The sequence below is a fragment of the Fibrobacter sp. UWCM genome, assembly GCF_900129735.1.
Classification (GTDB): Bacteria; Fibrobacterota; Fibrobacteria; order Fibrobacterales; family Fibrobacteraceae; genus Fibrobacter.
This window is the reverse complement of record NZ_FQWR01000019.1, coordinates 58373-74417: the sequence shown is the minus strand read 5'-3', so window position 1 is coordinate 74417 and position 16045 is coordinate 58373. Positions and strand designations below refer to the sequence as shown.

Here is a 16045-nt window from a genome sequence, read left to right as displayed (position 1 = left end):
GGCGGGCCGTTCTTTTAAAAAAAAAATGAATACTTTAATGCATACACCTTTTTCAAACCGCCCCACACAAGGAAAGAGCGAAAATATATAAATTTGTACATATGCCGAAGCAGAAGTTTTATGCAATCAAGAGTCCTGAATGGGGAAAAATCGTAAATTCGTGGGAAGAATGCGAAGCGATTGTCCGAGGAACGAAGGGACTCAAGTACAAGTCTTTTTCGACCATGCCCGAAGCGCAGGCCTGGCTTTCGGGTGAGGAAGTTGCCGAGCCTGCAGGTGTACGCGTGTATGTCGATGGATCTTTTATGCCCGGCTGCGACAAGGCGGGTTGGGCGTTCGTCGTGGTCGAGGACGGCAAGGAAGTTGCCACGGGTTCGGGTTACACGGTTTTCCCGGCAGAAAGCAGGAACATAGACGGCGAGTGCATGGCAAGCTACCAGGCGATGCGCTGGCTCGACCTGAACGACAAGTATGCGACGATTTGCCACGACTACGAGGGCGTTGCCCGCTGGGCGCGCGGGGAATGGAAGGCCAAGAGCCATATTGCGCAGCAGTACGTGGCCGCGGTAAAGCCGTTCCTTTTCCGCGTGAAGTTCGAGAAGGTTGCCGCCCATACGGGAATCAAGTGGAACGAACGCGTGGATGCGCTCGCGAAGGCAGCCATAGAGAAGCTGAAGGCCGAGGGCAAGGCTAACGCATAATGACGCTGCAGGAATTTATCCAGGAAATCCCGGCCGGCTCGCTTTCGCTCTTTGCGGACGCGGGTAACGAGGCGATACATGTAAACGGGGCCTCCATCCCGCTTGCGTCCATGATGGTGGCAAAGCGCTTTTTCGACCGGCCCGGCAACATGCTTGTTGTTGCGAAGGATTTCAAGAGCGCTGAAGTCTGGATGGAAAATCTCCAGAGCCTCGTGGGCGAGGACTTTGTTCGTTTTTTCCCTTCGATAGGGCTCAAGCCCTACGAACAGAAGGTTCCGTTCGAGGGCGTTGTCGAGGAGCGCCTCAAGTTTTTCCGTGATGTGGGCGATGTGCAGAAGCCGGTCGTTGCCGTTTGTGCCGTAGATGCCCTGCTCGCGAAGTTGCCTGCTCCCGGCGGATTTAAACGCGAAATGCGCACGCTCAAGGTGGGCGATGTGCTGGAACCTGCAACACTTCGCCCGTGGTTCCTGGATCATGGATTCGTGGAACAGCCCGTAGTGAGTTCGGTGGGCGAGTTCTCGGTACGCGGTTGCATCGTGGACGTGAACTGTTTCTTGTACCCGCACCCGATACGCATCGAGTTCTTTGGCGACGAGATTGAATCCATCCGCAGTTTCGATATCTTCACGCAGCGCTCCGTGGAACGGATGGACCGCGTGACGCTCTACCCGATGGGCGAATGGACGCTGCCCGATGCGGAATTGGCAAAATACGGTGGCGACCTGACGGGGTTATGGTGGAAGCGCGCCCGGTACGAGAAACTGAACTGCAGTCTGCTGGATTACCTGCCGGGGGCAAGCCTCGTGTTCGAGGAACTTTCCGCCATTTCGGAGGCGGCCTCGCGTATGAATGCCGCCTACGAATCTACGTACAATGAAATCCGTGCGACCGTGCCCGATGTGGTACCCGCAAGCGAAATTTGGTTCAAGTTCAATGAACTTGCGATGATGTTCCCGGGGCATGCCTCGCTTGATATTACTCATGTGGAGACGGAAGCCTCGAATTGGTACAAGGTGGAATCGCGTCCGCAGGATTTCGCGAGCGCAGGGACTGCCGAGGTGGCGAAGAAAATCGAGGATTTCAGTGCAGGCGGTGGCGAGGTATATGTAGTCGCGCCTACTCCGGGTGCTCTTGCCCGCCTGAAGCACGTGTTCGAGGGATTGCCTGTTGCAGATTACTTTGTCGGTAACTTGAGCGAAGGCTTCTGGCTCGATAATGAAAAGATTGCCTTCCTTACCGAGACCCGCATATTCAACCGCCATGCGACCAAGTCCAGGAAGCGCCAGATTGCGGGCTCGGTGACGAGCGCCCTGATGGTGGAATCGCTCAACCGAGGGGATTTTGTCGCACACGAGGATCATGGCGTGGGCCGCTACCTCGGACTCGTGCGCGTTGAGGTGAACGGCGGTCTTGTGGATTGCGCCCTGCTGGAATACGAAGGCGGGGACCGCCTCAAGTTCCCGGTTTCTGACCTGCAGAAGATAGAACGCCTGGAGGTTTCCGAGGAAAAAATTCCGAAGCTCGACCGCCTGGGTGGCAAGAGCTGGGAAAACCTCAAGAAGCGCGTGAAGGAGAAGGTCGTAAAGATTGCCCGCGACCTTGTGGAACTCTATGCGAAACGCGAACTTGTCGAAGGTTTTGCCTTCCCGCCCGACGGCAGGATGCAACAGGAATTCGAGGATGCCTTCGAGTACGAGCCTACGCCTGACCAGGTGAAGGCTACTGCGGAAATCAAGCGCGATATGGAATGCCGCAAGCCCATGGACCGCCTTGTTTGTGGAGATGTTGGATTCGGCAAGACGGAAGTTGCCATGCGGGCTGCGTTCAAGTGCATTACCGCCAAGAAGCAGGTGGCGATTCTCGTGCCTACGACAATCCTTGCCGCCCAGCATTACGAGAACTTCCGCGACCGTTTTGCCGCATTCCCGGTGAATATCGCGCTCGTGAACCGCTACAAGACCGCGAAGGAAAAGAAGGAAATTTTCCAGCAGCTCTCCGAAGGGAAAATCGATATCGTGGTAGGGACGCACGCGCTCTTGAGCGAGAAGAATCAGTTCAAGGATATCGGGCTCCTCATCATTGACGAGGAACAGAAGTTCGGCGTGAAGCAGAAGGAAAAATTGCGCGAACTCCGCATGACGGTGGATACGCTCAGCATGAGCGCAACCCCGATTCCGCGTACGCTGCACCTGAGCATGACAGGCGTGCGCGATATCTCGCTTATCAATACGCCGCCCATGAACCGCCTGCCGGTAGAGACGAAACTCCTGAAACGCGACGACATGGTTTTGGCCGGTGCCATCCGTGACGAACTGGCACGGGGCGGGCAGGTCTTTGTGGTGAACGACCGCGTGCAGAATATCAATACGCTTGCCGAAGAAGTGGAATCGTGGGTGCCGGAAGCCCGCGTGGCCGTGGCCCACGGGCAGATGAACGACCGCGACCTGGAACGCGTGATGGAAAGCTTCCTCTCTCGCGAATTCGATATCCTCGTGAGTACGAGCATCATCGAGTCGGGCCTGGATGTGCCGAACGCGAACACCATCATCATTATGAACGCGCACCATTTTGGCATAAGCCAGCTTTACCAGATGCGCGGGCGCGTGGGCCGTAGCGACGTGCTCGCGAAGGCTTACCTGGTTATACCCGCAAGGGGCGAGATTTCTCAGGAATCCATGCGCCGTTTAAAGGCGCTGGAACAGTTCAGCGACCTCGGGAGCGGCTACCAGTTGGCCATGCGCGATTTGGAAATCCGCGGTGCGGGTAACCTGCTGGGCCAGGAACAGCACGGGTTTATCGCCGAGGTGGGTTTCGAGACGTATGTGCGCCTGGTTCGCGAGGCGGTGGAAATGCTCCGCGGGGGCACAACCGAAAAGCCGGTGCAGCCGCGTGTGGAAATCGGCGTGGATGCCTACCTGCCCGAGGACTACATCCAGGATGGACTTACCCGCATCGGGATGTACCAGCGGATTGCCCGCATCTCGAGTTCTGCGGAGGTGGAAAGCGTTCGCCAGGAACTTGTGGACCGCTTCGGAGAACTTCCGGTACCCGCGAACATGCTCCTTCTCGTAACCGAAATCGGGCTACACGCTGGAAGGCTCCGCATGCAGGGCCTGCAACAGCGCAAGGGAATCCTGGTGGCGACATTCGTGGAGTTCCCGCCTATAGAAACTCGTGTACTGGGGGAGATTGCCGGCAAGAGCACTTGCCCCATGCGCTATGTGGGCACGTCGCCCCTGCAGGCGGTATTCGAACTCGGTACGGCCCCCGCAGAAACGCTCGCCGAGCGCATTGCAGAACTGTTCCGGCAGTTTGCCGACATCACGCCGACGCCTGCGAAGGCGGAACCCGCAAACCCGCTCTTTAGGGACACGAATATCCTGAACTAGGCCGGCATCTCGTCATTCTCGCGAAGTTGCCCGCATCGTCATTCTCGCGCAGGCGAGAATCTTAATTAAACTGCGTCATGTCATTCTCGCGAAGTTGCTCGCATCGTCATTCTCGCGCAGGCGAGAATCCTAATTAAACTGCATCTCGTCAATCTCGCGAAGTTGCCCGCATCGTCATTCTCGCGCAGGCGAGAATCTTAATTAAACTGCGTCACGTCATTCTCGCTATACGATACTTGGCAACTTGTTGCCATAGTAGAGTTATCCTCTTTGGGGAGACGGCGAGAATCTAGTGAGCAGGCGAGAATCTTGCAACAACGTCTCTGAGCGTATCTTCGAGCATCACGGCGACATCTTGCGGCGTGATGGCATCTTTTGCCCCGCGCGTGGCGACAAGCGTTTCGATAAACGATTCGTCGGCGTCCGTCTCGAAAAGGAGATGCTCCCGCGGGATTAGCGCAAGGGCTTCCCGCGTCGCCTTCTTGCGGAGTGTATCTGCGTGAACGGAGAAGAATGCGCCCAGCGAAAGGCCCGCTTTCACGATGCCCGCGTCACCCCCGAACCTGTGCAGTATGGGGCGCGGCCGTTTAATGCTTGAATCGGGGCGTGCGCATTTTAAGCACGCGACGAACCCGGCTTCGCGCAACACCCTGATTATGCGCCCGTAGTCGCCCACGCAATGGATTTGCAGGTCTCGCCCGAGTTCGAGAGCCATTTCCGCCTGCTTGCGAAAAACCTTCTCTTGCACTCCGCCTGGTTCATAGCCCGCATACCGTCGGTCCAGTCCCGCTTCTCCGACTTGTGCGTTCGGGTCGCTCTCCAGCAGCCGGCGCAGTTCTGTCCATAAGTCCTCTGGACCCCCGTTGATCGCTCCTTCCGCAACTTGTGCTGCAATCATCGGGTGCAGTCCGTAACTGCGTCCGCATCCCTCGAACCAGCCGGATTCGGAGGCTCCTGTCCATATCCCGTCAACCGCCTTCCATTCCCACGGTTCGCACGCCACGGCCCTGTACCGGTAACCGCGTTCATGCAGTTCCCGTGCCAGTTCAAGGGGTTGCGGTAGTCTTGCGAGGTGCAAATGTGAGTCAAAAATCGCCATTTTCCCAATAAAATATGAAATTTTGAAAAAAGTGCTTGTTTTTTCGCCTTTAAAAGTCTAGTTTAAGGTTCGTGGGCCGAATTAGCCCCGATATTTCATTTTTTGTATTTAAACTAAAGGAGTCCCTATGCGCGACCTGCTCGAGAAAGCCTTGAAGAAAGGTCTTGTCGTCACTTTTTCTAACGAGAATGGCTATGCCGTCATTCGTATTTCCAAGGACGGTGAAGTCGTCGCAAGCTGTAGCCTCGGTGCTGCAAACTTCCGTGATTCTGTAGAAGACTCCCTGCAGGCCCTGCTTCTCGACCTGGAGCGCAAGGGCATCTAGTTCTTGGTAGAATCTGCCTTTTGGGGCTGCGCATCGCTTTCGGGCTGCGCGGCCTCTTTTTTTGTTTTCTTCTTGCTAATCATTACTGCTGCGAGAGCCTTTCTCACAAAGCCTCTCACGGTGTTTATCGCGATTCGCGGTTCCTTCACGTAGCGCCCACGCAGGTGACTCTTGGTGAAGTAGCCCACCTCGCGGCTGTCGAGGCAGAACGCCCCCTTGGTGCAGGCGAGAAAATAGCAGTCTTCCGGTACCACAAGTTCGGTAATTTGCGTGGAATCTTCTTCGTTGTAAAACTCTCGGCGAATCTGGATGGGGGAGTCGCCCGGTTCGGTATGGAAAATCTGTTCTTCGAGCAGGTAGCGGTCCTGCCAGGGGAGAAAGTCGATTTCTTGCAGGCTAACCTGGCGGTTCCCGAGTTTTGTGGAACCGAGCCGTTCAATCCCGATTTCGCGGTCGCCTTGCCAGAGGGTCGTCTTCACGTAGAACTTCCTGCCGGATTCAATCAGCAGGTTTATCATGTAGTCTTCTTCGATGTCGTTCAGTTGGGCAAAACGGAGCGTGTCGCCCTTGCGGGGTATGTGAAGGTGGCGCCTCTGGATAAACGCCGTCTCGTCTTTCCACTTGAAGTTCCCATGCGGGGTCTTTACGCGCCCGCGGTCCGAAAAGTCAATCTTGTCGCCGGGCAGGCCAATCACCTTGCGGATAATGCTTTCCCCGTTGCGCAGTGTTGCCCAAACGGTCTCGTTGTAGGCAATCTTGTCGGTACACTGCGGTAACTTGCACATCCACAAAATTTCTTTTTCCTTGTGCCTCGGGTACATCGAGGAATCCGTAATCTGTAGCGGCTCCAGCACGCGGATACGCAAAGCCATCGCGAAGATAAAGACAATTGCAAGGATAACGACAAGCACGGCCAGGCATGCTTTCGAATTCTTCCATTGCAGTCTCTTGACTTTAAACTTCAGGCTCGACATACAGATTAACAAATTTAAAACAAACTATTCGCCGCTGCTGCTGGAATCGTCGCTGAGCGAAAGTACGGCGAGGAACGCCTTCTGCGGTACTTCCACCGAGCCGATGCTCTTCATGCGCTTCTTGCCTTCCTTCTGCTTTTCGAGGAGTTTGCGCTTGCGGGTAATGTCGCCGCCGTAGCACTTGGCGAGCACGTCCTTCCTAACCGCCTTCACGGTAGAACGGCTGATAATCTTCCCGCCAATCGCACCCTGGATAGCCACGTCGAACTGCTGGCGCGGAATCAGGTCCTTGAGCTTCACGCATATGGCGTTCGCGTAGGTATGTGCCTTGTCGCGGTGGATAATCACGGAGAACGCGTCCACCGGGTCGCCGTTCAGGAGAATGTCAAGCTTCACCAGGTTGTTCCTGCGGTATTCGCTCGGCGCATAGTCGAGGCCCGCATAGCCGCGGCTCACGGACTTCAGTCGGTCATAGAAGTCGAACATGATTTCGGCGAGCGGCAGGTCGTACTTGAGAATCACCTTTGCCTCGTCGATGTATTCCATCGTCTCGAATTCGCCGCGCTTCTCGTCGCAGAGCGTCATGAGCGCACCCACGTATTCCTTGGGCGTGAATATCTGCGCCTTCACGTAGGGTTCCTCGATGTGGTCGTAGCGGCTTGCGTCGGGGAGCTTGGACGGGCTTTCGATTTTCACCATCGTGCCATCGCTCATGTACACGTGGTATTCCACGTTCGGCACGGTCGTGATGATGTCCACGTTGAATTCGCGGTCGAGGCGTTCCTGCACGATTTCCATGTGCAACAGTCCGAGGAAGCCTGTACGGAAGCCGAAGCCCAATGCTTCGGAGGTTTCCGGTTCCCAGCTGATTGCGGAATCGTTCAGGCGGAGTTTCTCGAGGGCTTCGCGCAAATCCTTGTAGTCTTCCGGGTTGATGGGGTAGATGCCGGAATAGATCATCGGCAGAATGTCCTTGTAGCCCGGGAGCGGCTCTGTTGCGGGGTTAGCCGCATCGGTGAGCGTGTCGCCGATTTTTACGTCGCTAATCGTCTTCACGTTCGCGAGCACGTAGCCCACCATGCCTTCCGAAAGTTCTTCGCGCGGGTCGCGGTGCATGCTGAACGTGCCGACTTCGGTCACCATGTATTCGCCGCCGGTCTTCATCATGCGGATTTTCATGCCCGCCCTGAGCGAACCCTCCACGATGCGTATGTAGTTGATGACGCCGCGGTAGGAGTCGTAGACCGAGTCAAAAATCAGCGCCTTGAGCGGTTTTCCGCTGTCGCCCTTGGGGGCCGGAATTTCGTCCACGATCTTGTCGAGCACCTGTTCCACGTTCAGGCCCGTCTTGGCCGAAATGCGCGGGATTTTCTCCGGGTCGTAGCCCAGCAGGTCGCCTACGAGTTCTGCCACGTGGTCGGGCTGTGCGCCCGGCAGGTCCACCTTGTTCAAAACCGGGATAATCGTGAGGTCGTTTTCGATGGCGAGGTAGAGGTTGCTAAGCGTCTGCGCCTCGATACCCTGGCTTGCATCCACTACGAGAATAGCACCTTCGCAGGCGGCAAGCGAGCGGCTCACTTCGTACGTGAAGTCCACGTGCCCCGGCGTGTCGATCATGTTCAGGATGTATTCCTTGCCGTCTTTCTCGTACACCATGCGGATGGCGTGCGCCTTGATGGTGATGCCGCGTTCGCGTTCGAGGTCCATGTCGTCCAGGAGCTGGTTGGTCATCTCGTTCTTCGCGACGGTCTTCGTGAGTTCAATCATGCGGTCGGCGAGGGTAGACTTGCCGTGGTCAATGTGCGCGATGATGCTAAAATTTCTGATATTGTCGTTTTGCGGCATATAGGCGATAAAATTATCGTGAAGTTGTTCTATTTTCGGGGGTAAAATATAGAAAATGCGCAAATGGTGCTTTACAAAATTATCTATATTCACGATACTAAAACAGAAATGAGCCATTAAATCCATGGTCGTTATGAAAATGTTTCCTAGATTCTCTGCATCCAAGGTGCTTGCTTCGGCTGCACTTATGTTATTTGCTTTTACGGGTGCCTTTGCCCAGGGCAAGGTATTCAACAAGGACTACACGGGCATTACCGCTATCGAGGCTACCATTACCACACACGAGGGCGTGATTGTTGTTGACCTTGATTTCAAGGCCGCACCGAATACGGTTGCGAATTTTGTTGACCTTGCACAGAAGGGCTTTTACGATGGCCTTACCTTTCACCGCGTCATCAACGGTTTCATGATTCAGGGTGGCGACCCCGAAGGCAACGGCCAGGGTGGTCCGGGTTATACCATCGACGACGAACCGAACGACTTGAAGCACGAGAAGGCCGTCATTTCCATGGCGAACCGCGGCCCGAACACGGGCGGTTCACAGTTCTTCATCACGCAGATGCCCCAGCCGCACCTGGATGGCAAGCATACCGTCTTTGGAAAGGTTATCAGCGGCGAAGATGTCGTCTGCCGCATCGAACCTTTCGACCCCATTATTAACATCAAAATCGTGGAAAAGAAGTAATCTATGAGTTCTAAGAAAGTAGTGTCCAAGGCAACCAAGACTCCGGCAAAGAAGCCCGCGGCAAAGACGCCCGCGAATGCTTCGGCAAGCTCAGCAACCAAAAAGTCTGCCGTAAAGTCTGCACCTGCCAAGAAGGCCGCTCCGGCGAAGAAGGCGGCTCCGGCAAAGAAGCCTGCCGAGGTGAAGAAGCCCGCAGCGAAGAAACCTGCGGCGAAGCCTGCAAAGGCTCCTGCGAAGAAGCCCGCGAAGGTCGAGAAGAAGGCTCCGGCATCCAAGGTCCAGCCCGCGAAGTCCGCCGTAAAGTCTACGGTGAAGCCCGCTGCTGCAAAGCCCGCGAAGGGCACTGCAAAGAACGAAACAAAGCCCAAGTCCACTGGCAAGAAGGATGTGAAGACTACCAAGACGGGAAAGTCTGCTACGACTGCTGCCACGAAGGGCAATGACAAGAAGATTCAGACGACAAAGAATTCTAAGGTCGCGAAGTCTAACGTAAAGGCCGATAACGACCAGAAAAAGGTTGATTCCGGCAAGAATAATAACAAGAAGCCTGAACCGCCGAAGGGTGGCAAGAAGGGCGGGGCGAAGCCAGAACCTGTTGTCGACGCTCCGGTAACTAAGCCTGTGAAGCCGGGCAAGGGTGGAAAGGACAAGGACGGGGTGAAGCCTGAACCTCTGCCGGTTGAACCGTCGGTAGCTGTGGTTGACGATACTCCCGCTCCGGCTCCCGCACCTGCGCCTGCACCGGGCAAGAAGGTTGTTGCATTTGCTCTTTTGCTCCAGGGCGGCAAGAAGCTTTCGAAGACGCTCCTCTTCACGGAAGCGAAGGACGAATCTGATCACGCGAACCAGAAGAAGGTGACTTCGGATGTGAGCAAGGCTGAAAAGAAGCCCACCATGGCTATCCGCCGCAAGATTTCCCTTGCTGAAGAGACTCAGGAAGAACTGACGGAACGCATCCTCAAGGAACTCGAGGAACAGAATGCCGCATTCACGCGCGAGGCAGCCACGCAGATGTGCACGCGCTGCAACCGCAATCTTGTTTCTCCGGAATTCTGGGTCGACAAGCACCTCGGATACTGCGAAGAATGTGCGACGATCCTCAAGCTTGGCCAGTCCAAGGAAGCGCGCAAGGTGGAATACACGCTCGGTTCCATGGGTGGCGACTCCCTTGACGAGGCGGATGACGAGGACTTTGAAGGTCCGGACGCCGCAGATCTCAAGGAAGCGGAAGAAGATCTCGCCGATTTCGACGAATCGTAATACAACGGCGTTGTTGCCTGAATGTTTCGCTACGGTAAACGATTAGGCAAGCTTTTCGCGGTAGGTGGATACCTGCCGCGCATTTTGCTTGCATCCGTAATCGGGTTCGTTACGGGCCTGGTGGCGGTCGCTTTCCATTTTTCTCTGGGATGGGCTACTTATGTGGTTCGGTTGCCGTGGGAGAGTGCCGGTGCTTTGCCGAAGTGGAGCTTCGCGTTCGTACCTATGATTGGCGGGCTTATCGTGGGGCTTGTCATCTACAAGTTCACGCGCACGCCCGAGGCTGCAGGGCAGGGGACCGACAACATGATACGCTCGTTCCATCGCGAGGGCGGTGTGGTGCGTGCCCGCGTGGCGCCGGTCAAGTTCTTCACGAGCATCGTCACGCTTGCAAGCGGCGGGAGTGCGGGTTACGAGGGCCCCATCTCGCAAATCGGTTCGGGCATCGGCTCCGGCATAAGCCGCCTCTTCAGGCTCCCCAAGGCGATGCGCGGGCAGTTCATGCTCGCGGGTACGGCGGCCGGGCTCGGCGCAATCTTCAAGGCGCCTCTTGCGGGCGCACTCACGTCGGTCGAGGTGCTCTACCGGGAGGATTTCGAGTCGAACGCCTTCGCGACGAGCATCGTGTCGTCGGTGGTCGCGTTCACCGTGTATATCGCCCTCGTGGGCACGGAACCTGCGATTGCGGGTGTCCCCGCCATCCCGTTCACGAACGGCATCGAACTGCTCGCGTGTGCGGTTCTCGGTGTGCTCTGCTTCCCGTTCTCGTTCCTGTACGTGCGTTGCTACGACCTGTGCGAAACGCGGTTTGCCCGCTGGAAAATTCCCGACTGGCTCAAGCCCGCAGTGGGTGGCGCGTTCGTGGGCGCCATCATTCTTGTATTCCCGCAGGTCGCGGGCGGCGGCTTCGGGTTCATCGGCGAAATCATGCACGGCCTTGTACCGCACGGGCTTTTTGGCATATTGTTCCTGCTGGCCATAGCCGTCGCAAAGATTGTCGCGACCGCGTTTACGGTGGGCTCGGGCGGTTCGGGCGGTGTGTTCGGGCCTTCGCTCTTCATCGGGGGCGTGCTCGGGGCGATGTTTGCGGGAATATGCGAGATGTTGTTCCCTGGGGCGGTTCGCATGCCCGAGATGTTTATCCTCGTCGGTATGGCCGCGTTTTTTGCGGGTGCGGCGAAGGCGCCCATCGCGGGCGTCGTGATGGTCTGCGAGATGACGGGCAGCTACAGCTTGTTGCCCGGGCTCATGATTGCAGCCGTCATGCATATCGCATTCTCGCGCCCGTGGACAATCTACAAGAGCCAGGTTTTGAACAAGTTTGCAAGCCCCGCGCACCGCTGCGACATGGATGTGGATGTGCTGCAGGTAACGAGCGTGGGCGAGGTGATGGAACCCCGCGAAATCAAGCGTCTCGATGCGGGTAGCCCGCTGAGCGATGCGCTCAAGCTGATTGACCTCAACTGCATCTATCCGGTTTATGACCGCGGGGAATATGCGGGCCTGCTCGACATGCAGGCGGTGAAATCCACCTTCCTCTCGTCGCCGGAACTGGCGCAGCACCTGCTAGTCTCGGACTGCACCGTGCGCGCCCCGATGCTTGCCGAAACGATGGACCTGCACGCGGCCCTGAAGGTCTTTACCCGGATAGAGATTGACGAACTCTGCGTGAAGGATAGGCAAGGTAACCTGGTGGGCACGCTCTCGCATTCCGCCATATTCCGCGCCTACGAGACCCTCGTAAGCAGCAATCAATAGAACGTTTATACCTGTAAGTTCTGTTTTTGTTTGTAATAAACGTTTTAATAAATAAAATAAACTTCTAATACCAGAAAGGCGTCGGCCACCACCTGTCAAGGCGAGTGCCGCAGCCATACTTGTATGGCTATGGCTGAGCCGTAAGGTTGGCGCTTGCGCCAGGATGGGAACGCCGCATGGGCCCCTCCCGCATGAATTTTATACCTGCAAATGGATGTCCTTTTGTTATTTAAGGGCTAAATTTCTATATTTGGCGCATAAAAATCAAAAGGACTCTAAAATGGCAAAGAAAGTTCAGGATGCCCTCAAGGACATCATCTCCCTCTGCAAGCGCCGCGGTTTCATTTTCCCCGGCTCCGAAATTTACGACGGCCTCGCCAACACTTGGGACTACGGTCCGTATGGCGTGGAACTGAAGCGCAACATCAAGAACCTCTGGTGGAAGAAGTTCGTGACCAGCCGCCAGGACGTGCTCGGTCTCGACAGCTCTATTCTTTTGAACCCCCGCGTCTGGAAGGCCTCTGGCCACGTGGGCAACTTCTCTGACCCGTTGGTCGACTGCCTCGCTTGCCACGAACGTTTCCGTGCCGACCAACTTTTGGAAGACAAGCTCGGCGAAGGCTGCTGCGCCGGTAAGAATTTTGACGAAGTCCACCAGATGATGATGGACAACAAGATCGAATGCCCGACCTGTGGCAAGACCGACTGGACCAAGCCCCGCGCATTCAACCTGATGTTCCAGACCGAAATCGGCGTGATTGAAGGTGAAGGTAACAAGGTGTACCTCCGTCCGGAAACCGCCCAGGGTATCTTTGTTGACTTTAAGAATATTGTCGACAACGTCCGCCCGCGCATTCCGTTCGGTGTGGGCCAGATCGGTAAGAGCTTCCGTAACGAAATCACTCCGGGTAACTTCATCTTCCGTACCCGCGAATTCGAACAGATGGAACTCGAATTTTTCTGCGAACCGGGCACCGAACTGGAATGGTACAACTTCTGGCGCAAGTACTGCTTCGACTGGCTCGTGAACGACCTCGGCGTGAACAAGGAAAAGCTCCGCCTCCGCGAACATGCCAAGGAAGAACTTTCTCACTACAGTAACGGCACCACCGACATCGAATACGAATTCCCGTTCGGTTGGGGCGAACTCTGGGGTATCGCCAGCCGTACGAACTACGACTTGACGCAGCACCAGAACGAATCCAAGGTCAAGCAGGAATACATTGACCCGGTCCAGAACAAGCGCTACATCCCGTACGTGGTGGAACCGTCCCTCGGTGTGGAACGCCTGCTCCTCGTGCTCCTCTGCGACGCCTACGACGTTGAAAAGCTCGAAAATGACGAACGTACCGTGCTCCACTTCGACCCGAAGATTGCTCCGGTAAAGGTTGCCGTGCTCCCGCTGGTGAAGAAGGGCCAGGTGAAGGCTAAGGCCGAAGAGCTCTACCAGAAGCTCCTGAACCGCTGGAACGTGGAATACGACGAAACGCAGTCCATCGGTAAGCGCTACCGCCGTCAGGACGAACTCGGCACGCCGTTCTGCGTGACCGTCGACTTCGACACGGTGGGCGACGGTGAATCCGATCCGGCAAAGCTCGGCTTCGTGACGGTTCGCGAACGTGACTCCATGAAGCAGGAACTGGTGAAGATCGACGAACTCGAAGCTTACCTGTCCGCAAAACTCGGCTGCTAGTTGAGATGCAAAGGGAACCTCATGGTTCCCTTTGGAATCCTTCCTAGAAGTAGGTAAAAGGGCCCGGAAACGGGTTCTTTTTTTATATTTCTTCCAGATGATTCAGAACAAACTCAAATGGCTGTTTTTCTTTCTTCTGGTAGCGTCTGCTTGCTTGTGGGCGGCAGAAACGACCGATGCCCCTGAAAAGGTTTCCAAGAGGGAACTTTATTTGCGGGCGCGCGATGCGCTCAAGACTTCGCTAGAATCGGGCGATACGTCGCGTGCGCGCGAGGCCTTGGATTACCTTGCCGCGAACGTGGCGCAGGGGGCGCCGCTTACGCGTTTTGAGGAATACCTCGCGAACATGGAGGTGGGGCGCACCCAGCGGGGCCTTGACCAGTATGCCGATATGCGGCGGACCGTTCTTGATTCCACGTACAGCCCCAACTGGGACCCGCGCGCCGCCACCGAAGATCCGCTGTCGCATTACCTGTACAGGAACCTATCCCCGTTCGATTCCGCAAAGGCCGATTCGCTCTATGCCCGTATCCAGGATTCCCCGGAAATAAGCGATGAATCTAAGGGACTGTACCGAGCATTACTTTATTCTGAACTTGTTTTCAACCGCGCGGGGAACCGCTATTATGGCGGGTCAAGGCTTGCTATTTACGATACGACAAATGTGCAGTCTTTCCTCACGTATGCGAAAGACTATGTGGAAAAGAACCCCAATACGACCTATGCGAACATTTTCAAGAATCAATTGATTCCCTATGTAGAAGATGTCATGAAACCCTTCCGCGATTTTTATAAGAATCCCTTCAAGCACAAGTACTATAGGGGCGATGTCTCCGTATTCCTGGGCAAGTGGTTTGGTACAACGACGGGCGACGTTAACGATTATCTTGACGTGAGGATGGGGTCGTCGTTCTTGCTTGACCTGGAAATGCAGTTTGGTCGTATTTCATTGGGTTTCTTCTACGGTTGGGGCCTGATCCATAGATTTACATACCTCTACGAGCAGCCAGGATACTTTACCGAGGAGAGCCATGACGAAGAAGTTGAGGATCCCTTCCTCGGGCTTACGGTCGGCTTCACCGTGTTTGATTCACGATTCCTTAAGTTGCAGCCCTTTATCGGCTTTGGCCAGGATTATTTTGATAACGGCTGGGACGATATAAGTTCCCCTACGTATGTCATGGGGGCGAATGCCGATATCCGCCTGTTTTCCACAAGGCCCCAGGGGTTGTATGACGTTTCGTATGCGCTGGTGCTACGCTTCAAGTACATTGCGACATTTGGAAAATTTACCGATGATTACTGGACCGATAACTATTTCAAGGTGGATGACTCCTACATAAACCACGTGTTCTCGGTAAGCCTTGGTGCTATGATTTGGTAGAGTTTTTCTTTTTACCTTGCGGATAAATTCATAAAGATGTATATTTATCCGTGATGAAGAAAAACACATACTTACTGTTCCCTGTGGTGCTGTCCTTTTTGCTGGCTTGCTCGGCAGACGTGGGTTACGCCCCCGATAAGGATTACTCCGGCACATCCCCCTCGTACAATGCCGATGAACTAGGAGACCTTCCGGACTGCGATAGCAAGCACGAAGGCCTGGTGGTACATGTCAACTACTATCCGAGCCATGACTATGCCTGCAGTGAGGGGTATTGGGTGGCTCTTGGACAGTCCACTACCGACAAGAAGTTGCCTGATGTCCACGAGACCTCGGATGATGCCGTAGCGCTTCATGAAAAGTTCAAGAATGTCGAGTCCGTGCAGATTCTCGACACGCGCGACAACAAGGTGTACAAGGCGATTGTCCTGGGCGACCTGGTCTGGATGGCCGAAAACCTGGATTATGAAACGCGGTATAGCCGTACCAATCCTCAGTGCGATGATTTGGGAATCAAGTGCGGGCGCTATTACATGTGGGACGATGCCGCATACGGTAACGACGATTATTCTAGCGTATGCCTTCCCGGTATGCGTCTGCCTACGGAAGAAGATGTTGATAAGCTCGTGGAGTTTATCGGGGGTGTTTCCAACGGGTACGTACTGAAGTCGAAATCGTACTGGGAAGAGTCGGAAGATGCTCCGCTGGGGACCGATGAACTCGGGTTCAATGCTTACCCTGCAGGCTACAAGAGAAGCAGCCGTAACTATTTCGAGTATTTTGGTACCGAAACTGTCTTCTGGACCGACATCAGCAATGGTTACCGCAGTTCGCTAACCTTGTCGCTGTATTCCCATAATTCGATTCTTGGGACTAACTGGGGGCCGGACTGGGACAACTACATGAACGTGCGTTGCGTGGGGGATTTATAG

12 protein-coding genes are annotated in these 16045 nt (G+C 55.3%); 9 read left to right on the top strand and 3 right to left on the bottom strand.

What is annotated here, in order from left to right; all coding sequences use genetic code 11:
• Window positions 1-101: 101 nt before the first annotated feature.
• Complete coding sequence (locus tag BUB22_RS12050; protein ID WP_073115328.1) at window positions 102-701, top strand: ribonuclease H1 domain-containing protein; 600 nt, start codon at window positions 102-104, stop codon at window positions 699-701.
• On the top strand, window positions 701-4090 hold the full coding sequence (gene mfd, locus BUB22_RS12045; RefSeq protein WP_254794744.1) for a transcription-repair coupling factor: 3390 nt from the start codon (window positions 701-703) through the stop codon (window positions 4088-4090). The genes BUB22_RS12050 and mfd overlap by 1 nt, the downstream gene beginning before the upstream one ends.
• Before the next feature lie 289 nt (window positions 4091-4379).
• On the opposite strand, the gene BUB22_RS12040 is transcribed toward mfd, so the two are convergent.
• On the bottom strand, window positions 4380-5189 hold the full coding sequence (locus BUB22_RS12040) for a TatD family hydrolase (RefSeq protein ID WP_073115326.1): 810 nt from the start codon (window positions 5187-5189) through the stop codon (window positions 4380-4382).
• Between the two features lie 127 nt (window positions 5190-5316).
• Between BUB22_RS12040 and BUB22_RS12035 the strand changes: the two genes are divergently transcribed.
• A complete protein-coding gene (locus BUB22_RS12035; RefSeq protein ID WP_072810801.1) occupies window positions 5317-5514 on the top strand; it encodes a hypothetical protein in 198 nt (65 codons plus the stop codon).
• Here BUB22_RS12035 and BUB22_RS12030 read toward each other — a convergent pair.
• Complete coding sequence (locus BUB22_RS12030; protein ID WP_073115325.1) at window positions 5511-6488, bottom strand: S26 family signal peptidase; 978 nt, start codon at window positions 6486-6488, stop codon at window positions 5511-5513. The genes BUB22_RS12035 and BUB22_RS12030 overlap by 4 nt on opposite strands.
• A gap of 24 nt (window positions 6489-6512) precedes the next feature.
• Entirely contained in the window at window positions 6513-8333 is a 1821-nt protein-coding gene (lepA, locus tag BUB22_RS12025) for a translation elongation factor 4 (RefSeq protein ID WP_073115324.1), read from the bottom strand.
• A 187-nt stretch (window positions 8334-8520) separates the two neighbouring features.
• Between lepA and BUB22_RS12020 the strand changes: the two genes are divergently transcribed.
• The 6 genes from BUB22_RS12020 (at window position 8521) to BUB22_RS11995 (ending at window position 16045) form a co-directional block, all read left to right on the top strand.
• Window positions 8521-9018, top strand: a complete 498-nt coding sequence (locus BUB22_RS12020) for a peptidylprolyl isomerase (protein ID WP_097035752.1) — start codon at window positions 8521-8523, stop codon at window positions 9016-9018.
• A 3-nt stretch (window positions 9019-9021) separates the two neighbouring features.
• On the top strand, window positions 9022-10278 hold the full coding sequence (locus BUB22_RS16765; protein WP_073115323.1) for a hypothetical protein: 1257 nt from the start codon (window positions 9022-9024) through the stop codon (window positions 10276-10278).
• Window positions 10279-10299: 21 nt separating this feature from the next.
• On the top strand, window positions 10300-12036 hold the full coding sequence (locus tag BUB22_RS12010; protein WP_083535522.1) for a chloride channel protein: 1737 nt from the start codon (window positions 10300-10302) through the stop codon (window positions 12034-12036).
• Between the two features lie 280 nt (window positions 12037-12316).
• Window positions 12317-13729 (top strand): glycine--tRNA ligase, encoded by a 1413-nt coding sequence (locus tag BUB22_RS12005; protein WP_073115322.1) that lies wholly within the window; start codon window positions 12317-12319, stop codon window positions 13727-13729.
• A 97-nt stretch (window positions 13730-13826) separates the two neighbouring features.
• Window positions 13827-15113 (top strand): hypothetical protein, encoded by a 1287-nt coding sequence (locus BUB22_RS12000; RefSeq protein WP_073115321.1) that lies wholly within the window; start codon window positions 13827-13829, stop codon window positions 15111-15113.
• Between the two features lie 53 nt (window positions 15114-15166).
• Complete coding sequence (locus BUB22_RS11995) at window positions 15167-16045, top strand: FISUMP domain-containing protein (protein WP_083535521.1); 879 nt, start codon at window positions 15167-15169, stop codon at window positions 16043-16045.